12 protein-coding genes are annotated in these 14,557 nt (G+C 70.5%); 5 read left to right on the forward strand and 7 right to left on the reverse strand.

Features of this window, described 5'->3' with window-relative positions; all coding sequences use genetic code 11:
- Window positions 1-41: 41 nt before the first annotated feature.
- From pgl to tkt, 6 genes are read right to left on the reverse strand one after another with little or no spacing between them, the layout of a single operon-like run.
- On the reverse strand, window positions 42-812 hold the full coding sequence (pgl, locus tag SALPAC3_RS0122205) for a 6-phosphogluconolactonase (protein ID WP_018223372.1): 771 nt from the start codon (window positions 810-812) through the stop codon (window positions 42-44).
- Complete coding sequence (locus tag SALPAC3_RS0122210) at window positions 809-1,822, reverse strand: glucose-6-phosphate dehydrogenase assembly protein OpcA (protein WP_018223373.1); 1,014 nt, start codon at window positions 1,820-1,822, stop codon at window positions 809-811. Before SALPAC3_RS0122210 ends, pgl begins: the two co-directional genes overlap by 4 nt.
- Before the next feature lie 34 nt (window positions 1,823-1,856).
- Complete coding sequence (gene zwf / locus SALPAC3_RS0122215; RefSeq protein WP_018223374.1) at window positions 1,857-3,374, reverse strand: glucose-6-phosphate dehydrogenase; 1,518 nt, start codon at window positions 3,372-3,374, stop codon at window positions 1,857-1,859.
- A 31-nt stretch (window positions 3,375-3,405) separates the two neighbouring features.
- Complete coding sequence (locus tag SALPAC3_RS0122220; RefSeq protein ID WP_018223375.1) at window positions 3,406-5,070, reverse strand: glucose-6-phosphate isomerase; 1,665 nt, start codon at window positions 5,068-5,070, stop codon at window positions 3,406-3,408.
- Complete coding sequence (gene tal / locus SALPAC3_RS0122225; protein ID WP_018223376.1) at window positions 5,067-6,245, reverse strand: transaldolase; 1,179 nt, start codon at window positions 6,243-6,245, stop codon at window positions 5,067-5,069. The genes SALPAC3_RS0122220 and tal overlap by 4 nt, the downstream gene beginning before the upstream one ends.
- A gap of 15 nt (window positions 6,246-6,260) precedes the next feature.
- Window positions 6,261-8,399, reverse strand: a complete 2,139-nt coding sequence (tkt, locus tag SALPAC3_RS0122230) for a transketolase (RefSeq protein WP_018223377.1) — start codon at window positions 8,397-8,399, stop codon at window positions 6,261-6,263.
- A gap of 255 nt (window positions 8,400-8,654) precedes the next feature.
- Between tkt and SALPAC3_RS0122235 the strand changes: the two genes are divergently transcribed.
- The 3 genes from SALPAC3_RS0122235 (at window position 8,655) to SALPAC3_RS0122245 (ending at window position 11,138) form a co-directional block, all read left to right on the forward strand.
- Window positions 8,655-9,617 carry a heme o synthase gene (locus tag SALPAC3_RS0122235; RefSeq protein ID WP_026185814.1) on the forward strand — a complete coding sequence of 321 codons (963 nt, stop codon included), beginning with the start codon at window positions 8,655-8,657 and terminating at the stop codon, window positions 9,615-9,617.
- 251 nt (window positions 9,618-9,868) lie between these two features.
- A complete protein-coding gene (locus SALPAC3_RS0122240) occupies window positions 9,869-10,204 on the forward strand; it encodes a hypothetical protein (protein ID WP_018223379.1) in 336 nt (111 codons plus the stop codon).
- Window positions 10,205-10,214: 10 nt separating this feature from the next.
- Window positions 10,215-11,138, forward strand: coding sequence for an ATP-grasp domain-containing protein (locus tag SALPAC3_RS0122245; RefSeq protein WP_018223380.1), 924 nt, complete (start codon window positions 10,215-10,217; stop codon window positions 11,136-11,138).
- A gap of 129 nt (window positions 11,139-11,267) precedes the next feature.
- Here SALPAC3_RS0122245 and SALPAC3_RS0122250 read toward each other — a convergent pair whose 3' ends face one another.
- The gene (locus SALPAC3_RS0122250; protein ID WP_026185816.1) at window positions 11,268-12,248 is read right to left on the reverse strand and encodes a COX15/CtaA family protein; all 981 of its coding nucleotides are present in this window, start codon (window positions 12,246-12,248) and stop codon (window positions 11,268-11,270) included.
- A gap of 98 nt (window positions 12,249-12,346) precedes the next feature.
- On the opposite strand from SALPAC3_RS0122250, the gene SALPAC3_RS0122255 reads away from it, so the two are divergent.
- Complete coding sequence (locus SALPAC3_RS0122255; RefSeq protein WP_018223382.1) at window positions 12,347-13,102, forward strand: helix-turn-helix transcriptional regulator; 756 nt, start codon at window positions 12,347-12,349, stop codon at window positions 13,100-13,102.
- Window positions 13,099-14,529 (forward strand): Fe-S cluster assembly protein SufB, encoded by a 1,431-nt coding sequence (gene sufB, locus SALPAC3_RS0122260; protein WP_012014297.1) that lies wholly within the window; start codon window positions 13,099-13,101, stop codon window positions 14,527-14,529. The genes SALPAC3_RS0122255 and sufB overlap by 4 nt, the downstream gene beginning before the upstream one ends.
- Window positions 14,530-14,557: the final 28 nt, after the last annotated feature.

A 14,557-nucleotide genomic window follows, 5' to 3' on the forward strand; every position in this document is an offset into this window, starting at 1 on the left:
CGCGGCGGCACCTGACCCGCGGCGCCGCCACGGGCGGCAGCTCAGCGGATGCTGCGGAAACGGGCGGGTAGGTCGGCGGCGGCGCTGCGATCCAGCAGCCAGAGGGTGCGGTTGATGCCCCGCACACCCGCGGCCGGTAGCTGCATCGGCCCCGCACCAGCCAGCGCCAGGCCGACCGCGCGGGCTTTGTCCGCCCCGCTGGCGACCAGCCACACCTCCTCCGCGGTGTTGATCGTCGGCAGGGTCAGGGTGGTCCGGATCGGCGGTGGCTTCGGGCTGCCCCGGACCGCACTGACCGGCCGGCTCTCGTAGTGCACCGGATGCTCCGGGAAGACCGAGGCCACGTGTCCGTCCTCGCCCACCCCCAGCAGGAGCACGTCGAAGTGGGGGAGGACGGCGGTGCCGGGGCGGGCCGCCTGGGCCAGCTCCGCCGCGTACCGGGCGGCGGCCTCCTCCGGGTCACTGCCGGCCGAGTCGTCCGAAGCCGGCATCGGGTGTACCCGGGCCGGGTTCAGCGGCACCGCGTCCAGGAGCGCCGCCCGGGCCTGCGTCGCGTTGCGCTGCGGGTCGCCCTCGGGCAGGAACCGCTCGTCGCCCCACCAGACGTCCACCCGGGACCAGTCGACCGCGTCGCGAGCGGGCAGCGCCGCCAAGGCACGGTAGACGGCGGCGGCTATCCGCCCGCCGGTCAACACCACCGACGCCTGACCGCGCCCGGTCTGCGCATCGAGGATGCGGACCAGTAGCCGGGCGGCTACCGCCTGCGCCAGCAGCTCGGCGTCGGCGTGGACCGCGATGCTCGCCTCGCTCATGCCCGCGCGATCCCAGCGTGCGCGGCGATTCCCGCCTCGGCCCGGTGGGCCTGAGCCGGGTCCTTCCAGACATGTACCCGTTGGGCCGGGCGGCGTTCCAGCCCGGAGAGCCCCGTCGCGGCACCGAGCGCCTCCGCGTACACCTGGTCGGCGTCGAGTCGGCGTAACTCCTCGGCCAGCTCGTCGCCGAGCGGACGGCGTACCAGCGGCAGGAGGCGGTCCTCCTGACCGGTGCGGCGGAACACCGCCATGCTGTCGTTGCGGGTCAGCGTCAGCTCGTCGCCGTTGGCGCAGCGCAACTGCACCTCATGCATCCGGGAGTACTGGTCGGTGTGCCGCCACTCGGGATCGATCTCCAGCCGGGCGGCGAGCCAGCCGCGCATCAGCGCGGCCGTCGGGTCGGTCGGCGGTGCCACCACGGTCGCCGCGGTGACCCGTGCCTCGGTGGTGTCGAAGGCGCCCGCCACCAGGGTGCGCCACAACGTGACCCGGGTCCAGGCCAGGTCGGTGTCACCGGGTGCGTAGTCGTGCGCCCGCTGCCGCAGCGCCTCGATCGGGTTGTCGGCCTGCGCGGCGTCGGTGATGCGCCGGTCGGCCACCACGCCCAGGAAGTCGGTGGCGATCTCGGCTGGCGGATCCGCGTGCCACCAGGTCACCACCGGTACGTCCGGCACCAGCAGCGGCATCACCACCGACTCGGCGTGCAGGGCCAGCCGCCCGTGCATCCGGGCCACCACTGCCTCGCCGGGGCCGAGTCGGCCCCCCACGACGATCTCCGCGTCCAGTCGGCTTCGGTCTCGATCCACATCGGAGCGAACCACGATCAACAGCCGGCACGGGTGGGCGGCGGAGGCGATCGTCGCCGCCGCCTCCGCCTCGCGGACCCGCTTCTCGTCCACCACGACGATCAGGGTGAGGGCCATGCCACTGGCCACCCCGCCGGCGCTGCGCCGCTCGGCAGCGAGCGCCTTGACCACCTCGTTGCCGGTGGTGTCCCACAGGCCGATCATCGCTGCCTCCCAGTCCGCTCGTGTCGCCCGGTCGTCACGCCCGCCGCCAGGCGCGGCCCGCCTGGGCCAGCATCTCGTCGGAGCGGCGGGGACCCCACTCACCGGATCGGTAGGGCTCCGGCTTCGTGCCCGCCCAGGCCTGTTCCAGCGGGTCCACCACCCGCCAGCTCTGCTCGACCTCGGCGGCGTCCGGGAAGAGGGTGCGGTCGCCGATCAGGACGTCCAGCACCAACCGCTCGTATGCCTTCGGGCTGGCCTCGGTGAACGCCTCGCCGTACTGGAAGTCCATCGCGATGTCGCGGACCTCCATCGCGGTCCCGGGCACCTTGGAGCCGAACTTGAGGACCACGCCCTCGTCCGGCTGGACCCGGATGACGAGTTGGTTGTTGCCCAGCGACTTCACATCGGCGTCGTCGAACGGCAGGTGTGGGGCCTTCTTGAACATCACCGCGACCTCGGTCACCTGCCGGGGCATCCGCTTGCCGGCGCGGATGTAGAAGGGCACCCCCGCCCACCGGCGGTTCTGGATGCCGAGCTGCACCGCGACGTAGGTCTCGGTGGTCGAGTCCGCCGGGACCCCCTCCTCGTCCAGGTAGCCGAGTGCCCGTTCGCCGCCGACCCAGCCGGGCAGGTACTGGCCGCGTACGGTCCCCTGGCTCACATCTGGTGGCAGGGTGATGGCCTTGAGTACCTTGAGCTTCTCGGCGCGGATCTCGTCGGCGGCGAAGCTGGTGGGCTCCTCCATCGCCACCAGCGCGAGCAGCTGCAGGAGATGGTTCTGGAGCACGTCCCGGGCGGCGCCAGCGGTGTCGTAGAACCCGGCCCGGGTGCCGATCCCCACATCCTCGGCCATGGTGATCTGCACCGAGTCGACGTATCTCGAGTTCCACAACGGCTCGAACAGATTGTTGGCGAACCGCAGGGCGAGGATGTTCTGGACCGTCTCCTTGCCCAGATAGTGGTCGATGCGGAAGACGTCCCGACGGGTGAAGACATCGTCCACCAGGTCGTTGAGTTCCTTCGCCGAGGGCAGATCCTGCCCGAACGGTTTCTCGACCACGACTCGGCGCCACCCGCCGCAGCGGGCGTTATCCGACATTCCGGTGCGGGCGAGTTGCTTGAGCACCACCGGGAAAGCCGTTGGGGGAATGGCGAAGTAGAAGGCGGCGTTGCCGGGGATGCCATGCGATTGGCGTAGCCCGTCCAACGTGCCCGCCAACTGGTCGAAGGCGTCGTCGTCGTCGAAGGAACCACCGACGAACTTGATGTTGCCGGCCAGCCGCGCCCACACCTCCTCCCGCCAGGGAGTACGGGCGTGCGCCTTCGCCGCGGCCTGGGCGACGGACTCGAAGTCGCCGTCACCCCAGTCCCGGCGGGCGAAGCCGAGCACGACGAAGCTCGGGGGCAGCAGCCCCCGGTTCGCAAGGTCGTACACCGCGGGTAGTAGCTTTTTGCGGGCCAGGTCCCCGGTAACGCCGAAAATGACCAGAGTGCAGGGTTCCGGGATGCGGGGCAGCCGTCGGTCCTGCGGGTCGCGTAACGGGTTGGTCACGCCGTCTCCTCGCTCCGCCTTGTTTCGTCCGTCATCGTCGCTTGGGTAGCGCGCCAGCCGCCTCCAACAGCTGCGTCACCCCCGCCGACCGGTCGGTCAGGTGTAGCCGCAGCACCGGACGCTTCCGGTCAGCCAGGGCCTGCCGGTCGCCGGCGGCCTGCGCCGCCTGCAACTCCCCGAAGCTGTACGCCTTCCCGGGCACCGGCAGATCAACGTCGACCGTACCGGTTAGCTGGAGGAAGCTACCCACCTGTGGGCCGCCCTTGTGATATTGCCCGGTGGAATGCAGGAACCGGGGGCCCCAGCCGAAGGTCACCGGTGGGCTGAGGGCCTCGGCCAACGTGGGGCGGAGCCGGGCCGCGTCGGCATCGGCCCCGCGGTCGAGGTACGCCATGACCGCGAGGTAGCCGTCGTCATCCACGCCGTCGATCAGCCAGCGCACCGCGCCGGCCAGGTCGTTCGGTACACCCGCCGGGGCGTACACCTCGATCGCGCCTTCGGTGAAGGACGGCTGCTCCGTCGGCGCGCCCGAGGCCAGGATCCTGTTGGTGTTCTCCTTGCTCTCGGTGACGTTCGGTTGGTTGAACGCGTCGATGCCGAGCACCACGCCGGCAACCGCGATCGCATACTCCCAAGCGAGGAACTGCGCCCCCAACGGCCCGTTGACCGCCACGTCCGGCGCGCCGCCGGGCCCCTCCCCGCTGCTGAGTTCCCCGGCGGTCAAAGCCCCGCCGTAGCTGATGGTGAGGATGTCCTCGCCAGTCGCGCCCGGGCTGGTCGGCGACTCGACGACGACCGGCAGGATGCCGCTCCCGGACTTGCCGGTCGACTCGGCGATCAACTGCTCGGCCCAGTCACCGAGCCCATCGATTCCGCTGCCGTCCGGGACCAGCGCCACCTTGTCCCGGCCGGCGGTGGCCGCCGCGCCCAGCGCGGCGCCCAGCGCCAGCGCCGGGTTGTCCCGCTCGGCGGCCAACGACCCGGCGAAGGCCTCGGCCTGGTCCAGCAGTTCGGCCACCTCGACGCCGGCCAGCGCCGTCGGAACGAGTCCGAACGCGGTCAGTGCGGCGAAGCGCCCGCCGACATTCGGATCGGCCAGCACGGTGAACGCGCCCATCTCGGCAGCGGTTGCCGCCAGCGGCGAACCCGGGTCGGTGACGATCACGAAGTGTCGCCCGGCCTCCGCCTCGGACATCCCCGCGTCGAGGAACGCCTGCCAGTACGCGCGTCGCTGGCTGTCCGTCTCCACGGTTGAACCGGACTTGCTGGCCACCACGACGACGGTCCGCTCCAGGCGGTCGGCGAGCGCCGCCCGGATCTGGCCCGGATCGGTGGTGTCCAGGACGGTCAGCGGTCGGCCGAGCGTCCGGGAGATCACCTCGGGAGCCAGCGACGAACCGCCCATCCCACAGAGCACCACGTGATCCAGGTCGGCCAGCTCCGAGGTCAGCTCGGCGAGTTGCGGAAGCAGATCCCGGCTGCGGGTGTGGGTGTCGACCCAACCCAGCCGGATCCGCGCCTCGGCCTCCGCCTCCGGCCCCCAGAGCGTGGGGTCCTTCGCCGCCAGTTTGCCTGGAACACCGGCCGTGGTCACCGCGGTCCGGGTGGAGGCGGCCGCGGCCTGGTCAACCGCGTCTGCCCCGCGCACCGAGAGGCCGGCGGCGGCCTCGACGGGCGGTCCGAGAAGCTCGCTCACGCGTTGCCCCCCGCCTGCTCGGCGGCCTGCGCGTTCTTCGTCGCGGCGTCGCCGGGGTGGTCGATGCCCCGGTTCGCGGCGGCGAGGGAACGGCGGACACCTTCGAGCAGCTCGTTCCAGCTCGCCGCGAACTTCTCCACCCCCTCGCGCTCCAGGGTGTCGATCACGTCGGTCAGGTCAACCCCCGCCGCCGCCAGGCCCGCGAAGACCTCCCGCGCCTCGTCGTAGCCGCCGGTGACGGTGTCGCCGCTGGTCTCGCCGTGCTCGGCGTAGGCGTCGATCACCGGTTCCGGCATCGTGTTGACGGTGCCGGGGGCGATCAGCTCCTCGACGTAGATCACGTCCCGGTAGTCCGGGTTCTTCGTCGAGGTGGAGGCCCAGAGCGGTCGCTGCGGATGCGCCCCGGCGTCGGCGAGCGCCTGCCACCGGTCGGAGGCGAAGACCTGGCTGTAGCGCTCGTAGGCCAGTCGGGCGTTGGCGATCGCGGCCCGACCGCGCAGCGCGCTGGCCTGCGCCGAGCCGACCTTCTCCAGCCGCTTGTCGACCTCGGTGTCGACCCGGGAGACGAAGAACGACGCCACCGAGCCGATCTTGGACAGGTCGTGGCCGTTCGCCTTCGCCTGCTCCAGGCCGGTCAGGAACGCCTCCATGACCGCCGAGTAGCGGTCCAGCCCGAAGATCAGGGTGACGTTCACGCTGATCCCCTCGGCCAGGGCGGCAGTGATCGCCGGCAATCCCGCCTCGGTGGCCGGGATCTTGATGAACAGGTTCGGGCGGTCCACCAGCCACCAGAGCGCCCGCGCCTCGGCGATGGTCTGGTCGGTCTCGTACGCCAGCCGCGGGTCCACCTCCAGCGAGACCCGTCCGTCCACGCCCGCCGACGCCTCGTACGCCGGTCGCATCACGTCACAGGCCCAGCGCACGTCGTACGCGGTGAGGGTGCGGACCGCCTCCTCGACCTTGACCCCGCGCATCGCGAGGTCGTGTAGCTGCCAGTCGTAGTCCTTGGCGTCGCCCAGGGCCTTGGCGAAGATCGTCGGGTTGGTGGTCACCCCGACCAGGTGCTTCTCCCGGCGCAGCCGGTCCAGCCCGCCCGAGCTGAGTCGCGTCCGCGAAAGATCATCGAGCCAGACCGCCACGCCCGCGGCGGTGAGCTCACCCAGCCTGTCCGTCATGCCGTCGCGCTCCCCTCAGTTGCCGGTCGGATTACCGGTGATGTCGCCGACCCGGGTCAGCGCGGCGTGCGCCGCACCCACGATCCGGTCCGGGGTGAAACCGAACTCCTCGAAGAGCACGGTGTGCGGGGCGCTCGCCCCGAAGTGCTCCAGGCTGATGGTCTCGCCGCAGTCACCGACGAAGGCCCGCCAGGACATCGCGACACCCGCCTCCACGCTCACCCGTGCCCTTACCCCACGGGGCAGGACCAACTCCCGGTACGCCTCGTCCTGGGCCCGGAACCACTCCTGGCAGGGCATGGAGACGACCCGGGTGGGGGTGCCGTCGGCCTCCAGCCGCTCCCGGGCGGTGAGGCAGAGCTGCACCTCCGAGCCGGTGCCGATGAGGATCACCTGCGGCTTGCCGCCAGTGGCCTCGGCCAGCACGTAGCCGCCGCGGGCCACCCCCTCCGCGCTGTTGAGCACGGCCCGATCCAGGGTCGGCAACGGCTGGCGGCTCAGTGCCAACGCGGCCGGTCGGTCGGTGTGCATCAGGACCTGCCGCCACGCCCAGGCGGTCTCGTTCGCGTCGGCGGGGCGTACCACGTCCAGTCCGGGGATCGCCCGCAGCGAGGTGAGGTGCTCCACCGGCTGGTGGGTCGGACCGTCCTCACCGAGGCCGATCGAGTCGTGCGTCCAGACGTAGGTCACCGGCAGCTTCATCATCGCCGCGAGCCGCACCGACGGGCGCATGTAGTCGCTGAAGACGAGGAAGGTGCCGCCGTACGGGCGGGTGCCGCCGTGCAGGGCGATCCCGTTGAGGATGGCGGCCATCGCGTGCTCACGGATGCCGAAGTGCAGCGTGCGGCCGTACTCGTTGCCCGGGAAGTCCTTGGTGGCGTGCTCGGCCGGGATGAAGGACGGCTCGCCCTTCATGGTGGTGTTGTTGCTGTCCGCCAGGTCGGCCGAGCCGCCCCACAGCTCCGGCAGCACCGGTGCGAGCGCGGCGAGGACCTTGCCGGAGGCCGCGCGGGTGGCGAGGCCCTTGGCGTCGGCGGGGAACGTGGGTAGGGCGTCCGTCCAGTCCGCCGGCAGGGTCCGGGTGGCCAGCCGGTCCCAGAGCGCCCGCCGTTCCGGGTTCGTCCGTCCCCAGGCCGTGAAGGTCTCGGTCCACTCGCGTTGCGCGGCGATGCCGCGTTCCAGTACCTGGCGGGTGTGCTTGAGGACGTCCTCGTCGACCTCGAAGGTGCGCTCCGGGTCGAAGCCGAGGAGTTCCTTGGTCGCCGCGACCTCGTCGGCGCCGAGCGCCGCACCGTGGATCTTGCCGGTGTTCCGCTTGTTCGGTGCTGGCCAGCCGATGATGGTGCGCAGCGCGATGAACGACGGCCGGCCGGTCTCCGCCCTGGCCGCCAGGAGCGCCCGGTACAGCGTGGCCACATCCTCGTGGTAGTCGCCCTGGTCGGCGTCGCCGGGCCGCCAGTCGACGGTCTGCACGTGCCACCCGTACGCCTGGTAGCGGGCCACGACGTCCTCGCTCTTGGCGATCCGGGTGTCGTCCTCGATCGAGATCTCGTTGTCGTCGTAGATCACGCAGAGGTTGCCCAGTTGCTGGTGCGCGGCGAGGGCGCTGACCTCGTGGCTGATCCCCTCCTCGATGTCGCCGTCGGAGGCGATGCACCAGATGTCGTGGTCGAAGAGCGAGGTGCCGCGCGCCGGCTCGGGGTCGAACAGTCCGCGTTCCCGGCGGGCGGCCATCGCCATTCCGACCGCATTGCCCAGGCCCTGCCCGAGCGGACCGGTGGTGGTCTCCACTCCCGGGGTGTGCCCGTACTCGGGGTGGCCGGGGGTGAGGGAGCCCCACTGCCGCAGCCCTTCAAGGTCGGCGAGGCTCATCGGGTAGCCGGCGAAGTAGAGCTGGATGTAGAGGCTGAGGCTGGAGTGCCCGGCGGAGAGGACGAAGCGGTCTCGGCCGGGCCAGGTCGGGTCGGCGGGGTTGTGGCGCATGACCCGGTTGAAGAGTAGGTAGGCCGCGGGCGCCAGGCTCATCGCGGTGCCGGGATGGCCGTTGCCGGATTTCTCGACGGCGTCCATGGCCAGTACGCGGACCGTGTCGACCGCCCGACGGTCGAGGTCGGACCAGTTGAGTGCAGGAAGCTCGGGTCGGTTGTCAGCCACGTTCGGTGTGCTCCTCGGCAGATGGGCGGAACCCTCACCCGTGACCCTATCGAGCGGTCCTAAACGTCCGCCCACGGATCCGTGCATGCTGTTCTCCCGGTTCGGGCCGCTTAGTCGCGTCCGGGTGTGACGCCCCGCACCGTTGCTGGGTCACCAGGGCAGCCACTACGGCGGCGCGTAGGGTGGGGCGGTGGTGGTCCCGGAGTGGGGCCCGATCATTTCGACCTCCCTCGCCCATGCCGGAAGGTGGCATCCGTGAGCATGATCACCGAGCGCCCCGTCAGCGACACCGCCGGGCAGTCGGTCAGCACAAGGGGGGAGGGGGCGGTCGGCTCGCGGCGGGAGCTGCGGGCGGTGGTCGCGGCGTACGTGGCGTTGACCAAGCCGCGGATCGTGGAGTTGCTGCTGGTTACCACCGTGCCGGCGATGATGCTCGCGCACGGCGGTCTGCCGTCGCTCTGGCTGATGGCGGTGGTGCTGGTCGGCGGGTCGCTGGCGGCCGGCGCGGCCAGCGTCCTGAACTGTTACATCGACCGGGATATCGATCAGGTGATGCGGCGCACCAAGCGTCGCCCGCTGCCGGCGCACACCGTCACACCGCGGAACGCATTGATCTTTGGCCTGGTGCTGGCAGTGGTCTCGGTCACCCTGCTGGCTGTCTTCACCAACGCGTTGGCCGCCGGGTTGACGCTGGCCGCGATTCTCTATTACGACCTGGTTTACACCGCCTGGCTCAAGCGCACCACCGCGGCGAACACCTTCTGGGGCGGGGCCTGTGGGGCGGCGCCGGTGTTGATCGGCTGGGCCGCGGTGACCGGTTCCCTCGCGCCGGCCGCCTGGGCGCTCTTCGGGGTCGTCTTCTTCTGGCAGATGCCGCACTTCTACCCGCTGGCGATGAAGTACAAGGACGACTATGCCCGGGCGGGCATCCCGATGCTGCCGGTGGTGGCGTCCACCCGGCGCGTCAACGCCGAGATTCTCATCTTCGCCTGGCTGACGGTGCTGGTCTCGCTGGTGGCCTGGCCGCTCGGGGCTGGGATCGGGCCGATCTACGGGCTGCCGACCCTCGTCGTGGGGGTCGTCTTCCTGATCGAGGCGCACCGGCTGTGCCGTCGGGCGGCGCGGGGGCAGGCGGTCAAGCCGATGCGGCTGTTCCACTGGTCCACCACCTACCTGACCGTCGTCTTCGCGGCGGTTGCGCTGGACGCGGTGATCTGACCGCCCCGCCCCGGCCGGGGCGAAGGTATTGGGTTTGTCGGGTTTCGTCATTGACCTGCGGGAATCCCTGGTTGGTCGGAAATCCGTCACCCTGGTTTTTGTTTTGGAAATCCCCTGGCTGCTAATGCGAAAATTATGCAGGTAAATCGGACCAAAAGGGGCATCTTGGGTCACGCTTTCGGGGTAACTGGCATCACAAAAGGTTCACCGAACTCGCCCGCATGGGGGGAACTCTGCTTAGGCTTCGCGTCATGGCAGATCGTTCCGATACGACGCTGACGGCCGAGCAGGCCGCCAACGGTCCGGCCCCCAGCGGCCTGGTGGCCGGCATCAAGTCGTTCGCCGCCGGGCACGGTGGGGCGAAGGCGGTCATCGAGTATGTCGGCAAGCGTGGTGCGCGCATCGTCCTCGTCGGCTCCGACGGGGTCTGGGGCGACCAGTTCGCCGACGACACCGTCGTCGCGCGGCAGGCGTGCGCCAAGGCGGGCGTCACCGTCGAGAACGCGTGGGAGCGTGAACTGATGGACCAGATGCGTCCGAGTAACGATCTCTGGCGGTCGATGGCCCGGCGCACGATGGCTCGTTAGGCTCCCGGCTATGGTGATCACTTCGCCCGAGTCGGCCCGGCGGGAGCCCCGGGTCGCCATCGTGACCTGTGCGGCCCTTCCTGACCTTGAGACTGACGACCGCCTCGTCCACGCGCCGCTCGCGGCTCGTGGCATCACCGCCGAGGCGGTGATCTGGGATGATCCCGCCGTTGACTGGGCGGGTTATGACCTCGTGGTCCTCCGCTCGCCGTGGGACTACACCGCCCGTCGGGACGCCTTCGTCGCCTGGGCGGCGACGGTGCCGGCGCTGGCCAACCCGGCGGACATCGTCCGCTGGAACACCGACAAGCGCTACCTCGAGCAGCTCTCCGCCGCGGGAGTGGCCGTCGTCCCCACCTCCTGGATCGAACCGGGGCAGCAGTGGTCGCTCCCCGCGGAGCGTGGGCAGTTCGTCATCAAGCCCTCGGTCAGCGCGGACAGCCAGGACACCGGCCGGTACGACCTGGCCGACCCCGAGCACCGGGAGCTCGCCCAGGCGCATGTTCGACGCATCGGCGCGGCCGGACGAGTGACCATGGTGCAGCCGTACCTCTCCGCCGTTGACACCGACGGGGAGACCGCGCTGCTCTTCCTCGCTGGCCCCGACGGCCTGCGTTTCAGTCACGCGATCCGTAAGGGCGCGATGCTGACCGGCCCGGACCTGGGGCCGGAGGAGCCCCGTAAAACCGAGCGGATCACCCCCCGCGCCGCGAGCCCGGAGCAGGTGGCGGTGGCGGAGAAGATCCTCGCCGAGGTTCCGGGCGGACCGGAGCGGCTGCTCTACGCCCGGGTCGACCTGATCCCGGGCGAGGGCGACGTGCCGCTCCTGGTCGAGCTGGAACTGACCGAGCCGTCACTCTTCCTCGGGTACGCCGACGGCGCCCCGGATCGCCTCGCGGATGCCATCCTGACCCACCTGCACAGCCAACCCTGAGACATCCTCGCCCAACGTCGTCGGACGCGGTTTCGCGTCCGACGACGTTGGCGTTTGGGCCCCCAGGCCGCTGCGGTCCGGCCGGGGCCGACGGTTCAGGCTCGGCCGGGGTCGACGGGCTCAGGCGGCTCAGGCGGGAACGGGGGCCGACGGCTCGGTCGTGGTGTCGCGGGCGGTGGTGGCGCTCGGGGTGGGGGCGACGGCCGGCCGTCGCTCCCGGGTTGACCGAAGCACCGCGAGGGTGGCCAGCAGCACCAGGCAGGAGCCGAGCATGTGGGCGCCGACGAGAAGTGCTGGCAGGTTGGTGAAGTACTGCACGTAGCCGATCACGCCCTGCCCCGCCTCCACCCCCACCAACACCAGCGCGGCCCGGGCGGGGCCGGCGGCGCCGACCGCCCGAAACGCGAAGACCAAGGCCACCGAGAGGCCGATCAGCAGGAACACGCCATCGGCGTGGATCTGGGAGAGCTGCTCGGGGTCGAGGCCGTTGCGGGCCGCCCCACCGTCACCGGCGTGCGGGCCGCTGCCGGTGACCCAGGTGCCGACCACGAGGACAGCCCCGCAGACCACGGTGGTGATCACAGCGAGGGTGCGCAGTGGCCCGGGCACCACCGGCACGGTCGGGCCGTCCGGTTCCGCGATCCGCCGCCAGAGGGCGTACGCGAGGGCGATCACGACCATCGAGGCGAGGAAGTGCAGCCCGACCACCCACGGGTTGAGATTGGTGCGGACGGTGATCCCACCGATCACCGCCTGCGCCGGGATGCCGAGCAGGACGGCGACCGCGAGCGGCAGCAGGCCGCGTCGGCGTGGTCGGTGTAGCAGGACGGCCACCACCACGGCGATGGCGACGATGCCGACCGCGAAGGTGAGCAGCCGGTTGCCGAACTCGATCACCCCGTGCAGGCCCATCTCCGGCGTGGCGGTGTACGACGTGTCGGTACATCGGGGCCAGGTGGGGCAGCCCAGGCCGGAGGCGGTCAGCCGGACGGCCCCGCCGGTGACGACGATCAGCACGTTCGCGAGAATGTTGGCGAACGCCAGCCGGCGAAGCATGGTGGTGGAGACCGGGAACCGGGCGGCGACAGTCACGGCGCAAATCCTACGCATCGTAGTGGTGCCCCCTCGGGCGGCTTCGCCACAACGGTGTTTTGGATCACCGGACCCCGAGTTTGCAGGCCTCCGGCGAATTACGTAACGTTGGCGTTGTGAAAAAGGTGGCGGGGCTCTCGGGGCACCAGCCGGCGCCTGTCGGGCTCGCCGGTGGGTCGGCCGTCGCCGACCCGTCAACCCGCGACCGGGTTACCCAGCTGCTGCTGGAGCGAGGTGCCACCACCGCCGCGCAGCTCGGGCGCGAGCTCGGGCTCAGCCCCGCCGCGATTCGACGGCACCTGGACGCGATGCTCGCCGAGGGAGATGTCCTCGCCCGCGATCCGGCGGTCCGAGGTCACCGCGGGCGTGGCCGTCCGGCCAAGGTCTTCCTGCTGACCGAGGCGGCCCGCGGTCGGTGCGGCACCCACCACTACGACAACATGGCCACCGCCGCGCTGCGCTGGATCGCCCGGGGTGGGGGATCGGCGGCGGTGGCGGCCTTCGCCGCCGAGCAGGTCTCCGCCCTGGAGGCCCGCTGCCTGGCAGCCATGGAAGACGCCGGCGACGACCCGCTCGCCCGCGCAGAGGCACTCGCCGCCGCCCTGACCGCGGAGGGCTACGCTGCCAACGCCTCCACGATCGCCTCGGGGGGGCAGCTGTGCCAACATCACTGCCCGGTCGCGCATGTGGCCGCCGAGTTCCCCCAACTGTGCGAGGCCGAGACCGCGGTGATCTCCCGTCTGGTCGGCACCCACGTGCAGCGCCTGGCGACCATCGCGCACGGCGATGGGGTGTGCACGACGCACATCCCGGCCCAACCGGGGCATGTTCAGTCCAGTAAGACCGTCACCACTGTGAGGACAGATAGATGACCGAGCAGACCGTTCAGCCCCTGACCCAGGAGGAGCAGCTCGCCGCCCTCGGTCGCTACGAGTACGGCTGGGCCGACCCCGACGCGGCCGGGGCCGTCGCGCAGCGTGGCCTCAACGAGGCGGTCGTGCGGGACATCTCGGCCAAGAAGGCTGAGCCGGCCTGGATGCTCGACCTGCGGCGCAAGGGGCTGCGGTTGTTCGATCGCAAGCCCATGCCGGCCTGGGGCGCCGACCTCACCGGGATCGACTTCGACAACATCAAGTACTTCGTGCGCTCCACCGAGAAGCAGGCGACCAGCTGGGAGGAGCTGCCGGAGGACATCAAGAACACCTACGACAAGCTGGGTATCCCCGAGGCGGAGAAGCAGCGGCTGGTCGCGGGGGTGGCGGCACAGTACGAGTCCGAGGTCGTCTACCACAAGATCCGTGATGACCTGGAGGAGCAGGGCGTCGTCTTCCTCGACACGGACACCGCGCTCAAAGAGCACGAGGATCTCTTCAAGGAGTACTTCGGCACGGTGATTCCGGTCGGCGACAACAAGTTCGCCGCCCTGAACACCGCGGTCTGGTCCGGTGGCTCCTTCATCTACGTGCCGAAGGGCGTGCACGTGGAGATCCCGCTCCAGGCCTACTTCCGGATCAACACGGAGAACATGGGCCAGTTCGAGCGGACCCTGATCATTGTTGACGAGGGTGCGTACGTGCACTACGTCGAGGGCTGCACCGCCCCCATCTACTCCTCGGACTCGCTGCACAGCGCCGTCGTGGAGATCATCGTCAAGAAGAACGCCCGCTGCCGCTACACCACCATCCAGAACTGGTCGAACAACGTCTACAACCTGGTCACCAAGCGCGCGGTGTGCCACGAGGGCGCGACCATGGAGTGGATCGACGGCAACATCGGCTCCAAGGTCACGATGAAGTACCCGGCGGTCTTCATGACCGGCGAGCACGCCAAGGGCGAGGTGCTCTCGGTGGCCATGGCCGGTGAGGGCCAGCACCAGGACGCCGGTGCCAAGATGGTGCACGCCGCACCGCGCACCAGCAGCACCATCGTCTCGAAGTCGATCGCCCGCGGCGGCGGTCGTACCTCGTACCGCGGTCTGGTGCAGGTGTTGGAGGGTTCGCACAGCAGCAAGAGCACCGTGAAGTGCGACGCGTTGCTGGTCGACACGATCTCCCGCTCGGACACCTACCCGTACGTCGACATCCGCGAGGACGACGTGTCGATGGGGCACGAGGCGACCGTCTCGAAGGTCAGCGAGGACCAGCTCTTCTACCTGATGAGCCGGGGACTGAGCGAGGACGAGGCGATGGCGATGATCGTCCGTGGCTTCATCGAGCCGATCGCCAAGGAGCTCCCGATGGAGTACGCGCTGGAGCTCAACCGCCTGATCGAGCTGCAGATGGAGGGCGCGGTCGGCTGAGACCGCCGCGGCCGTGGCGGACCCGACC

Origin of the sequence: Salinispora pacifica DSM 45544 (assembly GCF_000378845.1) — a bacterium.
GTDB classification, from domain to species: Bacteria; Actinomycetota; Actinomycetes; order Mycobacteriales; family Micromonosporaceae; genus Micromonospora; species Micromonospora pacifica.